At 67.2% G+C, this 13,969-nt stretch carries 11 protein-coding genes; 6 read left to right on the top strand and 5 right to left on the bottom strand.

What is annotated here, in order from left to right; all coding sequences use genetic code 11:
- The first annotated feature begins 89 nt into the window (after window positions 1–89).
- Window positions 90–587, top strand: a complete 498-nt coding sequence (locus AC1DQJ_RS09430; protein WP_477602537.1) for an NUDIX hydrolase — start codon at window positions 90–92, stop codon at window positions 585–587.
- A gap of 66 nt (window positions 588–653) precedes the next feature.
- Window positions 654–1,739 (top strand): phosphatidylinositol-specific phospholipase C1-like protein, encoded by a 1,086-nt coding sequence (locus AC1DQJ_RS09425; protein ID WP_477602535.1) that lies wholly within the window; start codon window positions 654–656, stop codon window positions 1,737–1,739.
- Here the strand turns inward: AC1DQJ_RS09425 and AC1DQJ_RS09420 are convergent.
- Complete coding sequence (locus tag AC1DQJ_RS09420) at window positions 1,736–2,137, bottom strand: GFA family protein (RefSeq protein ID WP_477602533.1); 402 nt, start codon at window positions 2,135–2,137, stop codon at window positions 1,736–1,738. The two genes, AC1DQJ_RS09425 and AC1DQJ_RS09420, sit on opposite strands and share 4 nt — an antisense overlap.
- Window positions 2,138–2,233: 96 nt before the next feature.
- Here AC1DQJ_RS09420 and AC1DQJ_RS09415 point away from each other — a divergent pair, with 96 nt between their 5' ends.
- The 3 genes from AC1DQJ_RS09415 (at window position 2,234) to AC1DQJ_RS09405 (ending at window position 3,726) form a co-directional block, all read left to right on the top strand.
- Complete coding sequence (locus tag AC1DQJ_RS09415) at window positions 2,234–2,374, top strand: hypothetical protein (RefSeq protein ID WP_477602531.1); 141 nt, start codon at window positions 2,234–2,236, stop codon at window positions 2,372–2,374.
- 66 nt (window positions 2,375–2,440) lie between these two features.
- Entirely contained in the window at window positions 2,441–2,590 is a 150-nt protein-coding gene (locus AC1DQJ_RS09410; protein ID WP_477602529.1) for a hypothetical protein, read from the top strand.
- Between the two features lie 83 nt (window positions 2,591–2,673).
- On the top strand, window positions 2,674–3,726 hold the full coding sequence (locus AC1DQJ_RS09405) for an alpha/beta fold hydrolase (RefSeq protein ID WP_477602527.1): 1,053 nt from the start codon (window positions 2,674–2,676) through the stop codon (window positions 3,724–3,726).
- A gap of 3 nt (window positions 3,727–3,729) precedes the next feature.
- Here the strand turns inward: AC1DQJ_RS09405 and AC1DQJ_RS09400 are convergent, their stop codons facing one another.
- The 3 genes from AC1DQJ_RS09400 to AC1DQJ_RS09390 all read right to left on the bottom strand — a co-directional run bounded on the left by AC1DQJ_RS09400 (window position 3,730) and on the right by AC1DQJ_RS09390 (window position 7,639).
- Window positions 3,730–5,004: a dicarboxylate/amino acid:cation symporter gene (locus AC1DQJ_RS09400; protein ID WP_477602525.1), complete on the bottom strand. Its 1,275-nt coding sequence runs from the start codon at window positions 5,002–5,004 to the stop codon at window positions 3,730–3,732.
- 89 nt (window positions 5,005–5,093) lie between these two features.
- Window positions 5,094–5,996: an aminoglycoside phosphotransferase family protein gene (locus AC1DQJ_RS09395; RefSeq protein WP_477602523.1), complete on the bottom strand. Its 903-nt coding sequence runs from the start codon at window positions 5,994–5,996 to the stop codon at window positions 5,094–5,096.
- 11 nt (window positions 5,997–6,007) lie between these two features.
- The gene (locus tag AC1DQJ_RS09390) at window positions 6,008–7,639 is read right to left on the bottom strand and encodes a putative 2OG-Fe(II) oxygenase (protein WP_477602708.1); all 1,632 of its coding nucleotides are present in this window, start codon (window positions 7,637–7,639) and stop codon (window positions 6,008–6,010) included.
- 224 nt (window positions 7,640–7,863) lie between these two features.
- Between AC1DQJ_RS09390 and AC1DQJ_RS09385 the strand changes: the two genes are divergently transcribed.
- The gene (locus AC1DQJ_RS09385; protein WP_477602521.1) at window positions 7,864–10,857 is read left to right on the top strand and encodes a TonB-dependent receptor domain-containing protein; all 2,994 of its coding nucleotides are present in this window, start codon (window positions 7,864–7,866) and stop codon (window positions 10,855–10,857) included.
- Window positions 10,858–11,034: 177 nt separating this feature from the next.
- On the opposite strand, the gene AC1DQJ_RS09380 is transcribed toward AC1DQJ_RS09385, so the two are convergent.
- Window positions 11,035–13,812 carry a M14 family metallopeptidase gene (locus AC1DQJ_RS09380; RefSeq protein ID WP_477602519.1) on the bottom strand — a complete coding sequence of 926 codons (2,778 nt, stop codon included), beginning with the start codon at window positions 13,810–13,812 and terminating at the stop codon, window positions 11,035–11,037.
- Window positions 13,813–13,969 lie beyond the last annotated feature (157 nt).

Raw genomic sequence — 13,969 nt, 5'->3', positions numbered from 1 at the left:
CGCGGTGGAGCAACATCCTGTCGAGGCTCGATTAATTTCGAGTTGAGAGCAGTGTTCGGCTAGAAGGGTGGCCCAGCCCGGAGCCTCAAGTGCGTGAGAGACTGACCGCCCGCGTCCTATTGTTCGACGACTCGGGGCGTATCCTCCTGCTGAAGGGGCGCTTGCCGAACCGTCCGAAGCACACCGCCTCCTGGTTCACGGTCGGCGGCGGCGTGGAGCCTGGCGAGACCCTGTTGGAAGCTGCTCGTCGTGAGATCGCCGAAGAGACCGGTTTCGTCGAGGACGTGGAGCTCGGCCCAGTGGTCTGGATGCGCGAGGCCGTGAGCATGCTCGCCAGCGGCGAGATGGCGCTGTTCAAGGAGCACTATGTGGTCGCCCGCTGTCGTGGCGATGAGCCGTCCCGCGCCGGCTGGGAGCCGCACGAGAACGACCTGATCGACGACATCCGCTGGTGGAGCCTGACGGAGATCGCCGCCACGTCCGACCGGATCTATCCGGAGCGTTTTGTCGAACTGGTCGGGGCGATCGCCCGGGGCGACTATCCGACCAAGCCATTGGAGATCAGCGTGGCGCGTACGGCAGGCTGAGCCGTTGTCATCGCGGCGACGTCAGATCGCCTTAGAGCGACCGGAGAGGCTCCTAGGGGAGGGGACATGATCATCACCATTCTCGCCGCGGCTGCGGCGCTGTCGGCCGGCTGCGATCTGGAGACGCCTTCAGGGCAGGGCCGATGCACGCGGGCCGCCGTCGATGCGCTGAAGTTCAACGACCTTCAGGCCGTCGGCACCCACAACTCCTACAAGCAGGCGATCTCACCGGCCCAGATGAAGCTGCTGCGCGGCGCCGACCCCAAGCAGGCGGATGGCCTCGACTATGCCCATCCGCCCCTCACCGAGCAGCTCGACGCCGGTGCGCGCCAGCTGGAGCTCGACCTGCTGAACGATCCCGAAGGCGGCCGCTTCGCCGATCCGCTGGCCATGAAGATCGCGCCGGACCTGCCCTACGATCTGGCGCCTCTGAAGGGGCCGGGCATGAAGGTCATGCACGCCCAGGATATCGACTACCGATCCAGCTGCCCTCAGTTCACGACTTGCCTGAAGGAGGTCGCCGCCTGGTCCAAGGCGCATCCCGATCATCTGCCGCTGCTGATCTTGCTGAACCTCAAGGAGGGCGGCCTCAAGCTTCCCGGCGCGGTCCAGGCCCTGCCGTTCGACGCCAGGGCGATGGACGCCGTCGACGCCGAGATCCGTTCCGTCTTCGCCCCTGGCCAACTGATCACCCCGGACGTCGTGCAAGGCCGCCATGGGACCCTGCGCGAGGCGGTGCTGGCCGGCGGCTGGCCGACCCTGGGCGCCGCCCGCGGCAAGGTGATGTTCGCCCTCGACGCACCCGAGGATCAGGTCGCGCTCTATCGCGGCGGCCGCAAGTCGCTGGAAGGCCGGGCGATGTTCGTGAACGCCGGCGAGGACTCCCCCTCCGCCGGCTACATCACGCTCAACGAACCCAAGGAGCAGGCCGCCCGCATCCAGGCCGCGGTGAAGTCCGGCCTGATCGTCCGCACCCGCGCCGACGCAGACACCACCGAGGCGCGCACCGGCGACCACAGCCGCCAGGCCGCGGCCTTCGCCTCAGGCGCCCAGTTCGTCTCGACCGACTACATGCGCCCCGACCCGCGCCTGGGGCCGTACGAGGCGCACCTCCCGGGCGGCGGCGTGGCGCGGCGCAATCCGGTCCGCTAGCTGGGCCGCGCGTCGGGATACTGCGGCAGGTCGTCGGTGATCGTCCACCAGTCGGCCTTCGACGCCACATAGAAGTGGAAGCCGAGGCCCGCGCCGCTCGGCGCATCGAGCGTTCCAGCCCGCAGCCGGATACGGTCGGGCAGGGCGGTCAGGCGGCTGAACAGCGGGCCGCCGCAGCGACGGCAAAACACCCGTTCCTTACCGGGTGAGGACTCGAAGGCGGTCATTTCCGCCTCTCCTGACAGCAGCCGGAAATCCTTAACGGTTACCGGGATGTTCGCGCCGAACGGACCTCCCTGCGCCTTGCGGCAATCGCCGCAATGGCAGAGCTGGATCGGCGCAAGTTCCCCTGAGACCTCGAATTGTACGGCTCGGCACAGGCAGGACCCGGTATGCATCGATGCATCACTCCACTTTGCGAACATGGTTAACCGCGGCGAAACTAACCAAATTCGTTTACGAGACCTTGAGGGAACATTGTTATTCCCGAAAGCATGACGCGTTTCTCCATCAACTATGAGGAACCCTCGCCAGGGAAGCCGCCTCCGAGCCCGTGGGTGGTGCTCCGCGTGTTCATGTGGACGCTGCTGCTGGCCTGTGTCTGCCTCTGGGCCTGGACGATGCTCGCCGCCTGATCCATTTGGCCCGCCGCTTGCGAGACGCCGCCTCTGGCAGGACGAATTGTCCCGGCGGAGGACACAATGCGATTCACTTATGCAGAAGTTGATGCGCCTCAGCGGCGCAGCGGCCTGCTGATCTGGGCGCGGCGCGCCTTCGACATGGTCGTGATCGGCGCCATGCTGTTGGCGACCGTCGAGACGGTCAACTTCATGCGCGCCCTCTTGGCCTAGAGGCCCGGGCGCTGCCCAAAGGGCGCCCTGGATTTGCGCGGTGAACTCGGCCAACTCCTTGTCGATATCAAGGGGAGCAAGCCGTGAAACTGCCTTCGAAGATCTTGGGCCTAGCCCTCGCCGCAGGTCTATCGACCGGCGTATCCGCCGCCGAGCCGCCTACCGTGGCCCAGGTCGGCGATCTTCCGGTCGCCTTCGATGATCTCGGTCCGGCCGTGCAGTCCCTGAAGACCCCCGACGGCCGCACCGTCTACTTCGCCGACACGGGAGAGGCTGGCTTCCGCCCGGTGCTGTTCGTCGGCGGCACGGGCACCAGCGCTCGAGCTTTCGGGATGACCGAGTTCCTGAAATCGATGCGCAAGCAGCTGAAGCTGCGCTTCATCAGCGTCGAGCGGAACGGCTTCGGTGATACGCCGATCATCCCTGGCTGGGGTTATGGCGACTACGCGACCGAGGTGCGCGCGGTGCTCGATCACCTTGGCGTCCAGCGGTTCTCCGGCGTCGCCATCTCCGGCGGCGGCCCCTACATGGCGCAGGTCGCAGCGGCGATGCCCGAACGCCTCATCTCGGTGCACATGCTGGCCGCGGCCACCCAGCGTCCGGCGACCGATGTCGTCTGCAAGCTCACGCCCGAACAGCTCAGCGGCGCGATGAAGCCCCAAGTGCAGAATCCCAAGGTCTGGTGGGGCTTCCCGAAGGACAGCCCCACGGCCCAGATCCCCGGCTTTGCGGACCGGGCCTACGAGGAGGGCGCGCGGGCCTTTTTCATCCGCGGGCAGATCGGCGATCCGGCTCCGGAGACCGCGGAGATTTCGCGCTACTGCGGGCGTTTGGCCGACCTCGCGGCGGTCAAGGCTCCGGCCTATGTCTATCAGGGGACCGCCGATCCGCTGGTGACCATGGCCAGCGCAGAGTACTGGCGCGATCACTTCCCGAACATGGCGGCCATGCGGGTCTATCCTGGCGAAGCGCACGACGTGCAGTACCGGCACTGGGACCAGTTGCTGCTGGACGTTGCCGGCCACGGCGAGCTGACCGTGGTCTGCGCGTCCGGCCGCTCGCGCGCCCTGCCCCAGGCTCAGGCCGACAAACTGCTCAAGGCCGGCGCAAAGCTCGGGGTCTGCGCCTGGAAGTAGGCCCTATGCGCCGACCTTGACCGGTTCGCCGCCGACATCGGCGTCCTCGGCCGGAATGTCCTCCAGCTCGCCCTCCCACTTGGCGACCACCGCGGCGGCCACCGAGTTGCCGACCACGTTGGTGGCCGAGCGGCCCATGTCGAGCAGATGGTCGACGCCGAGCACCAGGGCGATCCAGGCCTCGGGCAGGCCGAAATAGGTGAGGGTGGCCATGATCACCACCAGCGAGGCGCGCGGCACCCCGGCGATCCCCTTGGAGGTCACCATCAGCAGCAGCAGCATGAAGATCTGCTGCTGGACCGTCAGGTGCACGCCATGCGCCTGGGTGATGAAGATGGTGGCGAACGTGCAGTACAGCATCGAGCCGTCGAGGTTGAACGAGTAGCCGAGCGGCAGCACGAACGAGACGATGCGGCGACGCACGCCGACCTTCGGCAGGGCGTCGAGGATGCGCGGGTAGGCGGCCTCGGAACTGGCCGTGGAGAAGGCCAGCAGGGCCGGGGTGCGGATCACGCCGAACAGCGGAACCACGCGCTTTCCGATCACCAGGAAGCCGGCGATGAACAGCAGCACCCAGAGCACGCCCATGGTGGCGTAGAAGCCAAGGACGAACTTCCCGTAGACCGCCAGCATCGACAGCCCTTGGGTGGCGATGGTCGAGGCCAGCGCCGCGAAGATGGCCAGCGGGGCCAGCTTCATCACGAACTCGGTCACCTTCAGCATGATCTGCGCGCCCTGTTCGACCAGCTCGAGGATGGCCGGCGCCTTCTTGTCGAGGGCGGCCACGGCGGTGCCGACGAACAGCGAGAAGACGACGATCTGCAGGATCTCGTTCTTGGCCATGGCGTCGACGATCGAAGTCGGCACTAGGTGGGTGACGAAGCCCTTCAGGGTGAAGGCCTCGGTGCTGGCCGTCGGGGCCGCCGCAGCGGCCGCCGTCTGCATGTGCAGCCCGGCCCCGGGCTGCAGCAGGTGCACCATCAGCAGGCCGACCAGCAGCGAGACGATCGAGGCGCAGATGAACCAGCCCATGGTCTTGGCGCCGATCCGGCCGACCGCGGCGGCGTCTTCCATGTGTGCGATGCCGGCCACCAGGGTGGTGAACACCAGCGGCGCGATGATCATCTTGATCAGCCGCAGGAAGATGTCGGTGACGAGCGAGAGATTGTCCGCCGCCTGCTTGGCCTGATCGGGGCTGAGGAACTGGTTGCAGATCCAGCCGACGCTGACGCCCAGCACCATGGACAGGACGATAAGCAGGGCGAAGCGACGATTCATGTACGGCTCACGGCAGGAAAGGCGATCGTCGGGACGGCGCCCGACTGCCGATCAAGACGCACCCGCGCGCCGCTGCCTCAGCAGAATTCTCAGCCGTTCTCCAAGGCGTGATCGGCGATCACCGCCGCCAGAGCCCGCTTCTGGAACTCGACCTCGGCGGTCTTGGCCTCGCCCTGGCGCGCCAGCACGATCAGCGCTTTCCACAACACCCAGCCGCGGCCGCGCGCCCAGGTGGCGGCGTCGACCGCCAGGGCCTGGCGGAACGCCTGCCGGCTGTCGGCGTCCAGCAGGGTCCAGGCGATGGCGAGGTCGCAGGCTGGGTCGCCGACGCCCATGATCCCGAAGTCGATGACCGCGCTCAGCCGTCCGTCCCGGACCAGCAGGTTGGTGGCCGCCACGTCGCCGTGCACCCACACCGGCGCCTGGTCCCAGCGGCTGGCGAGGGCGTCTTCCCAGATCGCGCTCGCCGCGCCCCGCTCGATCGTGTGGCCCAGGGTTTCGATCGCCGCCCAGGTCTCGGCGTCGTAGGTGCGCAGGGCCCCGCCGCGATGGAAATTGTGCGCGCCGGCCGCCGGCCCCTGCGTGGCGTCGATGGATTGCAGCGCGCGGAGGAACCCGGCCACCGAAACCGCGAACTCGTTCAGGTCGGCGATAGCGGCCTGGGCCGCCGTCTCGCCCTCGATCCAGCCATAGATCGACCAGGCCCAGGGGTAGCCCTCGCCCGGCGCCCCCTTGGCCAGCGGAACCGGGATGGGCAGCGGCAGGTCGGGCGCCAGCCTGGGCAGCCAGGCGTGCTCCTTCTCGACCTGCGCGACATAGGCCTGCCATGATGGCAGGCGCACTGTCATTTTCGGGCCGAGGTGGAAGGTGCGATTGTCCCAGCCGCCCTGCGCGACCCGGCTGACCGGAAGGTGCGACCACTGCGGGAACTGCGCGGCCACCAACCGTTCAACCAACTTCACATCAATCGTCACCCCCGGCGCGCCGGTCATAGCGATGGCTCCTAGGCGGGGACCACATCGAAGGCGATGGTCATCCGGGGCGCATCGCCCCCGAACGGCACAGTGCCATGCCACATATAGGAGGGAAACAGCGCCAGGAGACCTGGTTCGGGCCGGACGAAATGCTCGGCCTCGAGGCTTGGCCGGGTCGGGATCGGCGGCGCGCCGAAACGCAGCCAGCCCGCGTGATCGTCCGCTCCGATCGCTGGCGGCACGTCGATGTAGCAGGCCGAGGAAATCCATCCCTGCGGGTGGATGTGATCGACGTGAAAGCCATTGGGAGCCAGCCGCACCGACCAGGCGCCCAACACTCGGTGGCCGCCGCCGTTGCGGGCGCGGAAAATGTCGTCCCCGCCGCCGACCACCTGCCGGTAGGCGAGGATCGGGCCCTGAACCGCCTGGAAAAAGGCCGCGATCACCGGGCTCTCGGCGGCCAGCAGGTTCTGGGAGGTCTGAGTGCCGCCGCGCACCGACTGCTCGATCGGATGCGCCGACAGGGCGTGCAACTCCACCAAGGCAGTCCGCAGATCGGAGAGGTAGGCGGACAAGCTCGACCAGCCTTGTGGGGTGTCGATGGCCTGGGCCCGCACGAGCGCTCCGTAGTCCCAGAGCTGGCGATAGCGCTCGTCGCCCGACAACCGCCAGGCCGTGGCCAGCGAGGCGGCCGCCTCCTGGTCGATCGGGTTTTCGCGCAGTAGCCCCTGGGCAAGTTCGGCTGCGGCGGCCGCCTCGCCAAGCGCCAGTTGCGCATGGGCCATGGCGCGCCGCGCTGAGGCGTCGCGCGGATTGCGGGCCAAGACCTCGCCGATCAGCCGGGCGCTGAAGTGCGGGTCGCTTCGCAGCGACAGTTGCGCCGCCTCCAGCGACAAGCGCGGGTCGCCGGGAAATTGGTCGAGCGCGCCGCGAACAAAGGCTAGTGCCTCGGCCTCCCCGGCGACGTGGGTCAGGAGGCGCACCTTCAGTCCCGCCAGCGCGGCGCCTTGAGAGCCAGCCGTGGTGAGGGCTGTCTCCAGCGGAGCCAGCGCCGAGCCGGCGTCGCCGCTGCGCATCCAGATCAGTTGCCCAAGATCACGCAGGGCGTCTGCATAGCCGGGCCGGCGCTCTACGGCCCCGCGAAGGGCGCGTTCGGCCTCCTCGAAGCGGCGCAGTCCCTGCAGGGCGCGACCGTAGACCAGCCAGGTCTCCGGCGCCTCCAGACCGAGGGCGAAGGCACGCTCGCACTCGGCGGCGGCTTCTCGGTCGCGGCCGGCGTCGCCGAGCCCGGAGGCGACATTGTGGGCCGCCACGCCGCTCCGGGGATTGAGCTGCGCCGCCTGCTGGTAGTCGGCCAGCGACTCCGCCTTGCGGTCCATCGCCTTCAGGGCCGCGGCCCGCGCCGACAGGGCCTCCGGCCAGACCCTCTGCGCGTGGGCGAACGGGCGAATGAGCGCCTCGGCTTCCCCGGCGCGGCCGCTGGCGGTCAGCAGTCGGGCCAGGGCGGCGGCGGCCGGCGTGCAGCTCGGCTCGCGCTGCAGCAGGGCGCGATAGGTCTGGATGGCGTCCTCGGGACGTCCGGCGCGAACCAACACGCGCGCGCGATCCAGTTCCTGGGCGGCGGCGGGAGAAACCTGCGGCGTCGCCTCGATCTGCTGCACGTTCGGCAAGTCTGGAATCCACGCAACTGCGGCCCTGCAGAACCGCCTGGGCGCCGCCCCATTGTGCGGGGCGACTGCGCGGCGTGTCCAGTAGGCGCCACTTTCAAGGTCCCGTGGCGCCCACGTGAAGAAATCTTGAACAACCGCCTGTGGGTAGCTGGTGCGCCTGCGTCTTGGGGACCGGACGCGCGAGGGGTGCGTCGCGTAATATCAAGGGGCGGTTTATGAGTTCCAGTAAGTTGAAGTGGTTGATGGTGGGCGGCGTCGCCTATGGCGCGCTGCTGGCCGGCGTCGCCCAGGCCCAGACCAACGCAGAGGCCGGCGTCGCCGTCGAAGAAGTCGTCGTCACCGGTTCGCGTATTGCCCGTCCCGACTATGTCGCCAACAGCCCGATCGTCTCGGTCGGCCAGGCGGCCATCGAAAATACCGGACAAGTGACCGTCGAAAAGTCGCTGTCGCAGATGCCCCAGTTCTCCGGCTCGTTCGGCCAGGGCAACACCGGCTCGACTTCGACCGGCCTCAACGGCGGTCAGTCCTACGCCTCGCTGCGCGGGCTTGGCGCCAAGCGCACCCTGATCCTGATGGACGGCCGCCGCCTGCAGCCCTCCAACCCGGACGGCTCGGTCGACCTCAACACCATCCCTGAAGCTCTGATCGAGAACGTCGAAGTCATCACCGGCGGCGCCTCGACGGCCTATGGTTCGGACGCCACCGCCGGCGTGGTGAACTTCCGTCTGAAGCGGTCCTTCGACGGAATTACCCTCGACAGCCAGTACGGCATCTCGGAGCACGGCGACGGCGAGTCCTTCAAGGTCTCGCTGACAGCCGGCCGAGCGTTCGACGAGGGCCGCGGCCGCGCCGTGATGTCGGTGGACTACACCAACCGCGACATCGCCCTGCAGAGCGCTCGCGACTGGTTCGTCTTCCGCCTGACCCAGCCGGGCCTGTCGACCATCCCGCAAGGCACCGTGCTGTTCGGCGCGAACCTGCCGACCCTAGCGTCGGTCAATGGCGTGTTCGTCGGCAAGTACGGTACGCCCGCCCTGCCGGGCAACGCCGCTGGCCGCTACACCGGCCAGATCGGCTTCAACACCGACCAGACGATCTTCTCCACCGCCGGCGTGATGGTGCAGAACTTCCGCGATCCGGAAACCAACGACGCCTACATCGTCAATTCGAACGCCGCGGGCACCCAGCAGCAGGTCAACTTCGGCTACGACGGCGCCTCGATGCAGTCGGACCTCGACCGCTACGCCGTGTTCGGCAAGATGGACTACGACTTCACCGACAATCTGCGCGGCTTCGTCCAGTTCACCTTCACGGACTACGAGTCGGTCGGCATCACCAACCCGACCCTGGCCTCGAACGTCTACGGCCTGACAGTGCCGGTTTCGAACCCGTTCATCCCGGCCGACTTCCGCGGCATCCTGGCCTCGCGTCCGACCCCGGGCGGCGACTTCACCTTCTACAAGGCGCTCAACATCCTGGGTCCGCGGATCCAGAAGTACTCCTACACCGTCTATCAGCTGACGGGCGGCCTCTCGGGCGACGTCGGCTTCAAGGACTGGACCTGGGACGCCTACGCTTCGTTCTCGAAGGCGAACTTCGACAACGAGCAGACCGGCGGCGCCAGCGCCAGCGCGGTCAACCGCCTGCTCCGCAGCCCGACCGGCGGGACTGAGTATTGCGCCGGCGGCTGGAACCCCTTCGGCAATCTGACGCCGTCGGCGGACTGCATCCGCTACATCAGCCGCCGTACGCTGAACCAGAACGAACTGGAACAGCGCATCGTCGAAGCCAGCGTCCAGGGCGGCCTATTCGAACTGCCCGCCGGCGAAATCCGCTTTGCGGCCGGCGTCGACTACCGCTCGAACGAGTACACCTTCACCCCGGACAGCCAGCTGAACCAGCCTGACGGCACCTCGGACGTGCTGGGCTACAGTGTTCTGCGTGACGCCGCCGGCTCGGTCGACACGTATGAAGCCTTCGGCGAACTGCTGGTCCCGATCCTGAAGGACCTGCCATTCGTCAAGGAGCTGAACACCAACCTCGGCTACCGGTTCTCGGACTACTCGTCGGTCGGCGCGATCAGCACCTACAAGGTCGACTTCGACTGGTCGGTGATCGACAGCCTGCGCTTCCGCGGCGGCTACAACCGCGCCATCCGCGCCCCCAGCGTCGGCGAACTCTACGCGCCGGTCTCGACGGGCTCGGTCGCGATCGGCACCGCCGGCCCGACCAACACCGACGGCGACCCCTGCGACACCCGCTCGTCCTTCCGTCGGGGCGCGGAAGGCGCTCAGGTCCGGGCGCTCTGCCTGACCCAGGGCGTTCCGGCCGCGATCATCGACAGCTACCAGCTCGGCACGGCCCAGGTGTTCGCCCTCACCGGCGGCAACCCAGACCTGCTGGAAGAAACCGCCGACACCTTCTCGTTCGGCGCGGTGCTCACCTCGCCGTTCGAGCAGCCGCTGCTGAGCCGCATGTCGGCCTCGATCGACTACTACAGCATCAAGGTGAAGGACGCCGTCGGTAGCCTGCCGGTCAAGAACTCCTTCCAGTTTTGCTACAATGCGGGCGGCGCGAACCCGACCTACGATCCGAGCAACTACTACTGCCAGCTGATCGCCCGTAACACGGCGTCCGGCGTGCCGCTGAACCCCGTCCAGCCGCTGCAGAACCTCGGTCAGTTCGAGACCACCGGCATCGACTTCCAGTTCGACTGGACCATCGATCTGATGGATGTCGGCCTGGGCGATGACGCCGGCTCGTTGGCGGTCAACGTCTCCGTCGGCTGGCTGGACCAGTTCAAGATCCAGAACCTGCCAAACGCGGCCACCTACGACTACGCCGGCACCTGGGGTACGGCGGTCGAGACCAGCGCTGGTCAGGCTCACCCGGAATGGAAGTCGGTCACCTCTGCGACCTATACCCGTGGTCCGGCGAGCCTGGGTCTGCGCTGGCGCTATATCAGCGAGATGAAGAACTCGGCCGTGGTCGTCACCCCGACCAGCACCGCGCGCGGTGTGAAGGCCTACAACATCTTCGACCTGAACGGCCGCGTGAAGCTGCCGTGGGAGACCGACTTGCGCTTTGGCGTGAACAACCTGTTCAACCAGAACCCGCCGCAGGCTGGCGACACCGAGTACAACTACGACCAACAGAACTACGACGTGATGGGCCGCACCTACTACGTGGGCGTCCGCAAACGTTTCTAACCTCCCCCCCGGCGGAGTGCGGCCCCACCGTTCTCCACCAACCCGCTGTCCGTGGCGGTCGAGGCGCCGGTCGAAAGACCGGCGCCTTTCTTTTTGGCCAATTAGGTCCGGACGAGGCGCAAAGAAAAAGCCCCGGGACCGAAGTCCCGGGGCTCGTTTGTCGTCTGGCCTTGCGGATTACTTCTTGGCCGCCGCCGGGCCGTAGAGCAGGCCGTTGAACAGGAACTTGAAGGTCCCGTACGACTGCGCCCGCTGGGTGACTTCGGGGCCCATGACCAGCACCTTGCCCTTGCCGACATCGATGTCGAGCACGGCGGTGGTGCCGTTCAGCTTCTCCTGGCCGACCGCCCAGCCGCTGCGAAGCGGGGTGGCGCTGTCAAACCACGAGACCTTGGCAACGCCCTGGGCCGAGGCCGAAACGTTGAAGGTCGGGCTGCGGTCGAAGAACACGTCCACATCCTGCGGCAGGCCGTAGGCGAGGGGCTGACGGTTGTCGACCTTGGCGCGCAGGACCGAACCGGGGATGTAGAATTCCTTGGTCGAGAACGCGGTCAGCTTGTCGCCGTCCTTCTTGGCCACCGCCACCTCGACCGGCGCACCCAGCAGATTCGCCAGGCGCGAGGACGAACCGATGGTGATCACCGTGCCGCCGTTCTTGGTGAACTCGGCGATCTGCGGGACGGTCTTGTCGTCGCTGACCTTGCCCAGCCACGGCCGGAACTCGGCCGGGATGTCCTCGGCTTTCGGCTGCGGGAAGCTACGGCCGCCGCGGAACGGGCCGCCCTGCGGCGCTGGCACCACGCCGTCGGCGAACACCAGGACGTCGTAGTCCTTGGCGATGTCGCCGGCGTCGAGACGCTGCGGATAGACCACTTCGAAGGGCGCTTCGAACTGCTCGAACAGCCAGCGGTTCCAGCCCGAGGGCATCGAACCGCCGTAGACGTCGACCAGACCGATGCGCACCGGCTTCAGCGGCATCGCCTCACCTGCGGGCTTGGCGCCCACGGCGTAGGCATCGATGCCGAGGTCCTTGACGCCCTGGGAGATCACCGTCTGGGCCTGGGCCGAGGCCGGCACCCAGATCGCGCCGGGACCGAAGCTGGCCTTGCCGGCCTTGGCGCCGTCCTTGAGCCAGAACACCGGCGCGCCGGCCTTCAGCAGGCGGTTGGTCAGGGTGAAGCTCTTATTGGTCTCGTGGCTGACGAGCCAGCCGGCCTTGCCCGATCCCTTCACCGAACCCGGTTGGACCGCGATCAGGTCGGGGACCCGCTCGGTCGGCGCCTCGAAACCGTCCAGGATGCGGTCGTACTTGATCCCGGTCTGGTAGGCCAAGGTGTAGCCGGTGACGTCGTACGGCGCTTTAGGCGGACCGCCCGGATACTCGGTGTCGTGCGGGTGGTCCTGCGGCTCGAACATGTCGAGCACGTGCGGGCGGTAGGCCTGGGCGGTCTTCACCACGTAGGAGCCGGCCGGATAGGTCTTCTCGCCGACCTTGAAGGCTTTGGTCGCCTTGTCCACGTCCACGCCCGCCTTGATCAGCGCATTGAGGAACGCGGTCACCGTCGGCATGTCGGCCTGGTCGGATGGGATGATGTAGCCGCGCGGGTCGCGCGATTCCGGCGTCTGCAAGACCTTCTTGTAGATGGTCGGATCGACGGCGCCGCGGCCGAGGAACTCGGCCATCACCGGATCTTCCGACACCGGCTTGGCGGCCTTGGCCGCCTCGTTCATGGCGTCGACCTTGGTCGGGGTGATCGTCCAGCTGTCACGCGAGCCGCGCTCGATGCTGTTGGCGCCCATCTTGTAGATGTTGGACAGCAGACGTTCGCGATTGCGCGAGGCGTAGTCGATGACCGCGCGGTCCAGGCTCCACTGGTACTCGACCGTCTGGGCGAGGTGCCAGGGCTGCGGCTCGATCGGCATCGGACGGTCGCCGTTCGGGAGCTGCAGGTTGGGCACCAGCTTCACGCTCTCGGGGGTCGGGCCGCCGATGATCTCGGTCAGCAGGCCGACCGAGTTGTGGAAGTAGGCGATCGAACGCTCCATCCCGTTGTGCCAGGTGGAGTAGGCCGCCGCGCTGCGGGCGCCCGAGCCGGGCTTGTCCTCGGCGACCAGGCGGCTGTGCATGGCCATGCCCACCTCTTGCAGCGAGGTCATGACCAGCGGGTCGTAGTTGAAGTTGAACGGGTCGCGGAACGGCGGGACGAACACCACCATGCCCGTCGGGCCGGTCTGGTGCTGGTTGAAGATGATCTGCGGATACCACTCGCGGAACAGCTGCTTGTTGACGTTGGTCGTCTCAGCCATCTGCGACATGTAGCTGTCGCGGTTGTTATCGTGGCCCACGTACTTCTGGTAGAGGCGCGGGATCGAGTTGAACTCGCGCTTCTTCGGGTCCTCGTGGCGCATGTACCAGTCGGAGACCAGTTCCATCCCGTCCGGATTGTCGTGCGCGAAGATGATGATCACATCATCCAGCATCCGCATCGTCTCGGCGTCGGTCTGGGTGAGCATCCGGTAGAGAACCTGGATCTGACCCTGGGAGGTCACCGTCTCGGTCGCGTGCAGGCCGGCATCGATCCAGACGATCGCCTTGCCCTCTGTGGCCAGCTTGGCGGCCTCTTCCTTCGACAGGCCCTCAGCCTTAGCCAGGCGCTTGGAGATCGCCTTGTAGTGATCGAGCTTGGCCAGGTTCGCCGGCGAGGAGACGATGGCCATCCACTGGGTACGGCCTTCCTCGGTCTTGCCGAAGTCCACCAGCTTCATGCGGTCGGACTGGGACGCGAGGGTCTTCAGATACGCCTCATAGGCCGTGTAGTCGGCGAGGAAGTAGTCGCTGCCGGGGTTCTGAGCGAAGGCTTCGCTCGGCGGCGTAATGGTGGCGGCGTTCGCGCCGGCCCCCATCACCATGACCAGCGCCAGAGCAGCGCTCGCCATTGCGGTTCTTCGCTTCATTTCTTCCCCCGTCTCTCACCTGAACTGGCGACCCCACAAGCAGGCCTGCCTCAGTAGGTGAGACGCAAGGGCGCGTCGATTCCGCACCGGAGGTTGCGCCGCAAATTTCGGGAGGCGGAGGATACCGGGGCCTTGAAGAAGCGCCGGTGGTTGGGAC

The organism is Phenylobacterium sp. P4_E10 (assembly GCF_056401675.1).
Note: the sequence above shows the minus strand (reverse complement) of the source record. Positions and strands in the feature narration are given on the sequence as shown.

Coding starts and splice junctions, on each gene's coding strand:
- AC1DQJ_RS09425 (WP_477602535.1), top strand. CDS start 654: ATGATCATCACCATTCTCGCCGCGGCTGCGGCGCTGTCGGCCGGCTGC.
- AC1DQJ_RS09420 (WP_477602533.1), bottom strand. CDS start 2,137: ATGCATACCGGGTCCTGCCTGTGCCGAGCCGTACAATTCGAGGTCTCA.
- AC1DQJ_RS09415 (WP_477602531.1), top strand. CDS start 2,234: ATGACGCGTTTCTCCATCAACTATGAGGAACCCTCGCCAGGGAAGCCG.
- AC1DQJ_RS09410 (WP_477602529.1), top strand. CDS start 2,441: ATGCGATTCACTTATGCAGAAGTTGATGCGCCTCAGCGGCGCAGCGGC.
- AC1DQJ_RS09400 (WP_477602525.1), bottom strand. CDS start 5,004: ATGAATCGTCGCTTCGCCCTGCTTATCGTCCTGTCCATGGTGCTGGGC.
- AC1DQJ_RS09395 (WP_477602523.1), bottom strand. CDS start 5,996: ATGACCGGCGCGCCGGGGGTGACGATTGATGTGAAGTTGGTTGAACGG.
- AC1DQJ_RS09385 (WP_477602521.1), top strand. CDS start 7,864: ATGAGTTCCAGTAAGTTGAAGTGGTTGATGGTGGGCGGCGTCGCCTAT.
- AC1DQJ_RS09380 (WP_477602519.1), bottom strand. CDS start 13,812: ATGAAGCGAAGAACCGCAATGGCGAGCGCTGCTCTGGCGCTGGTCATG.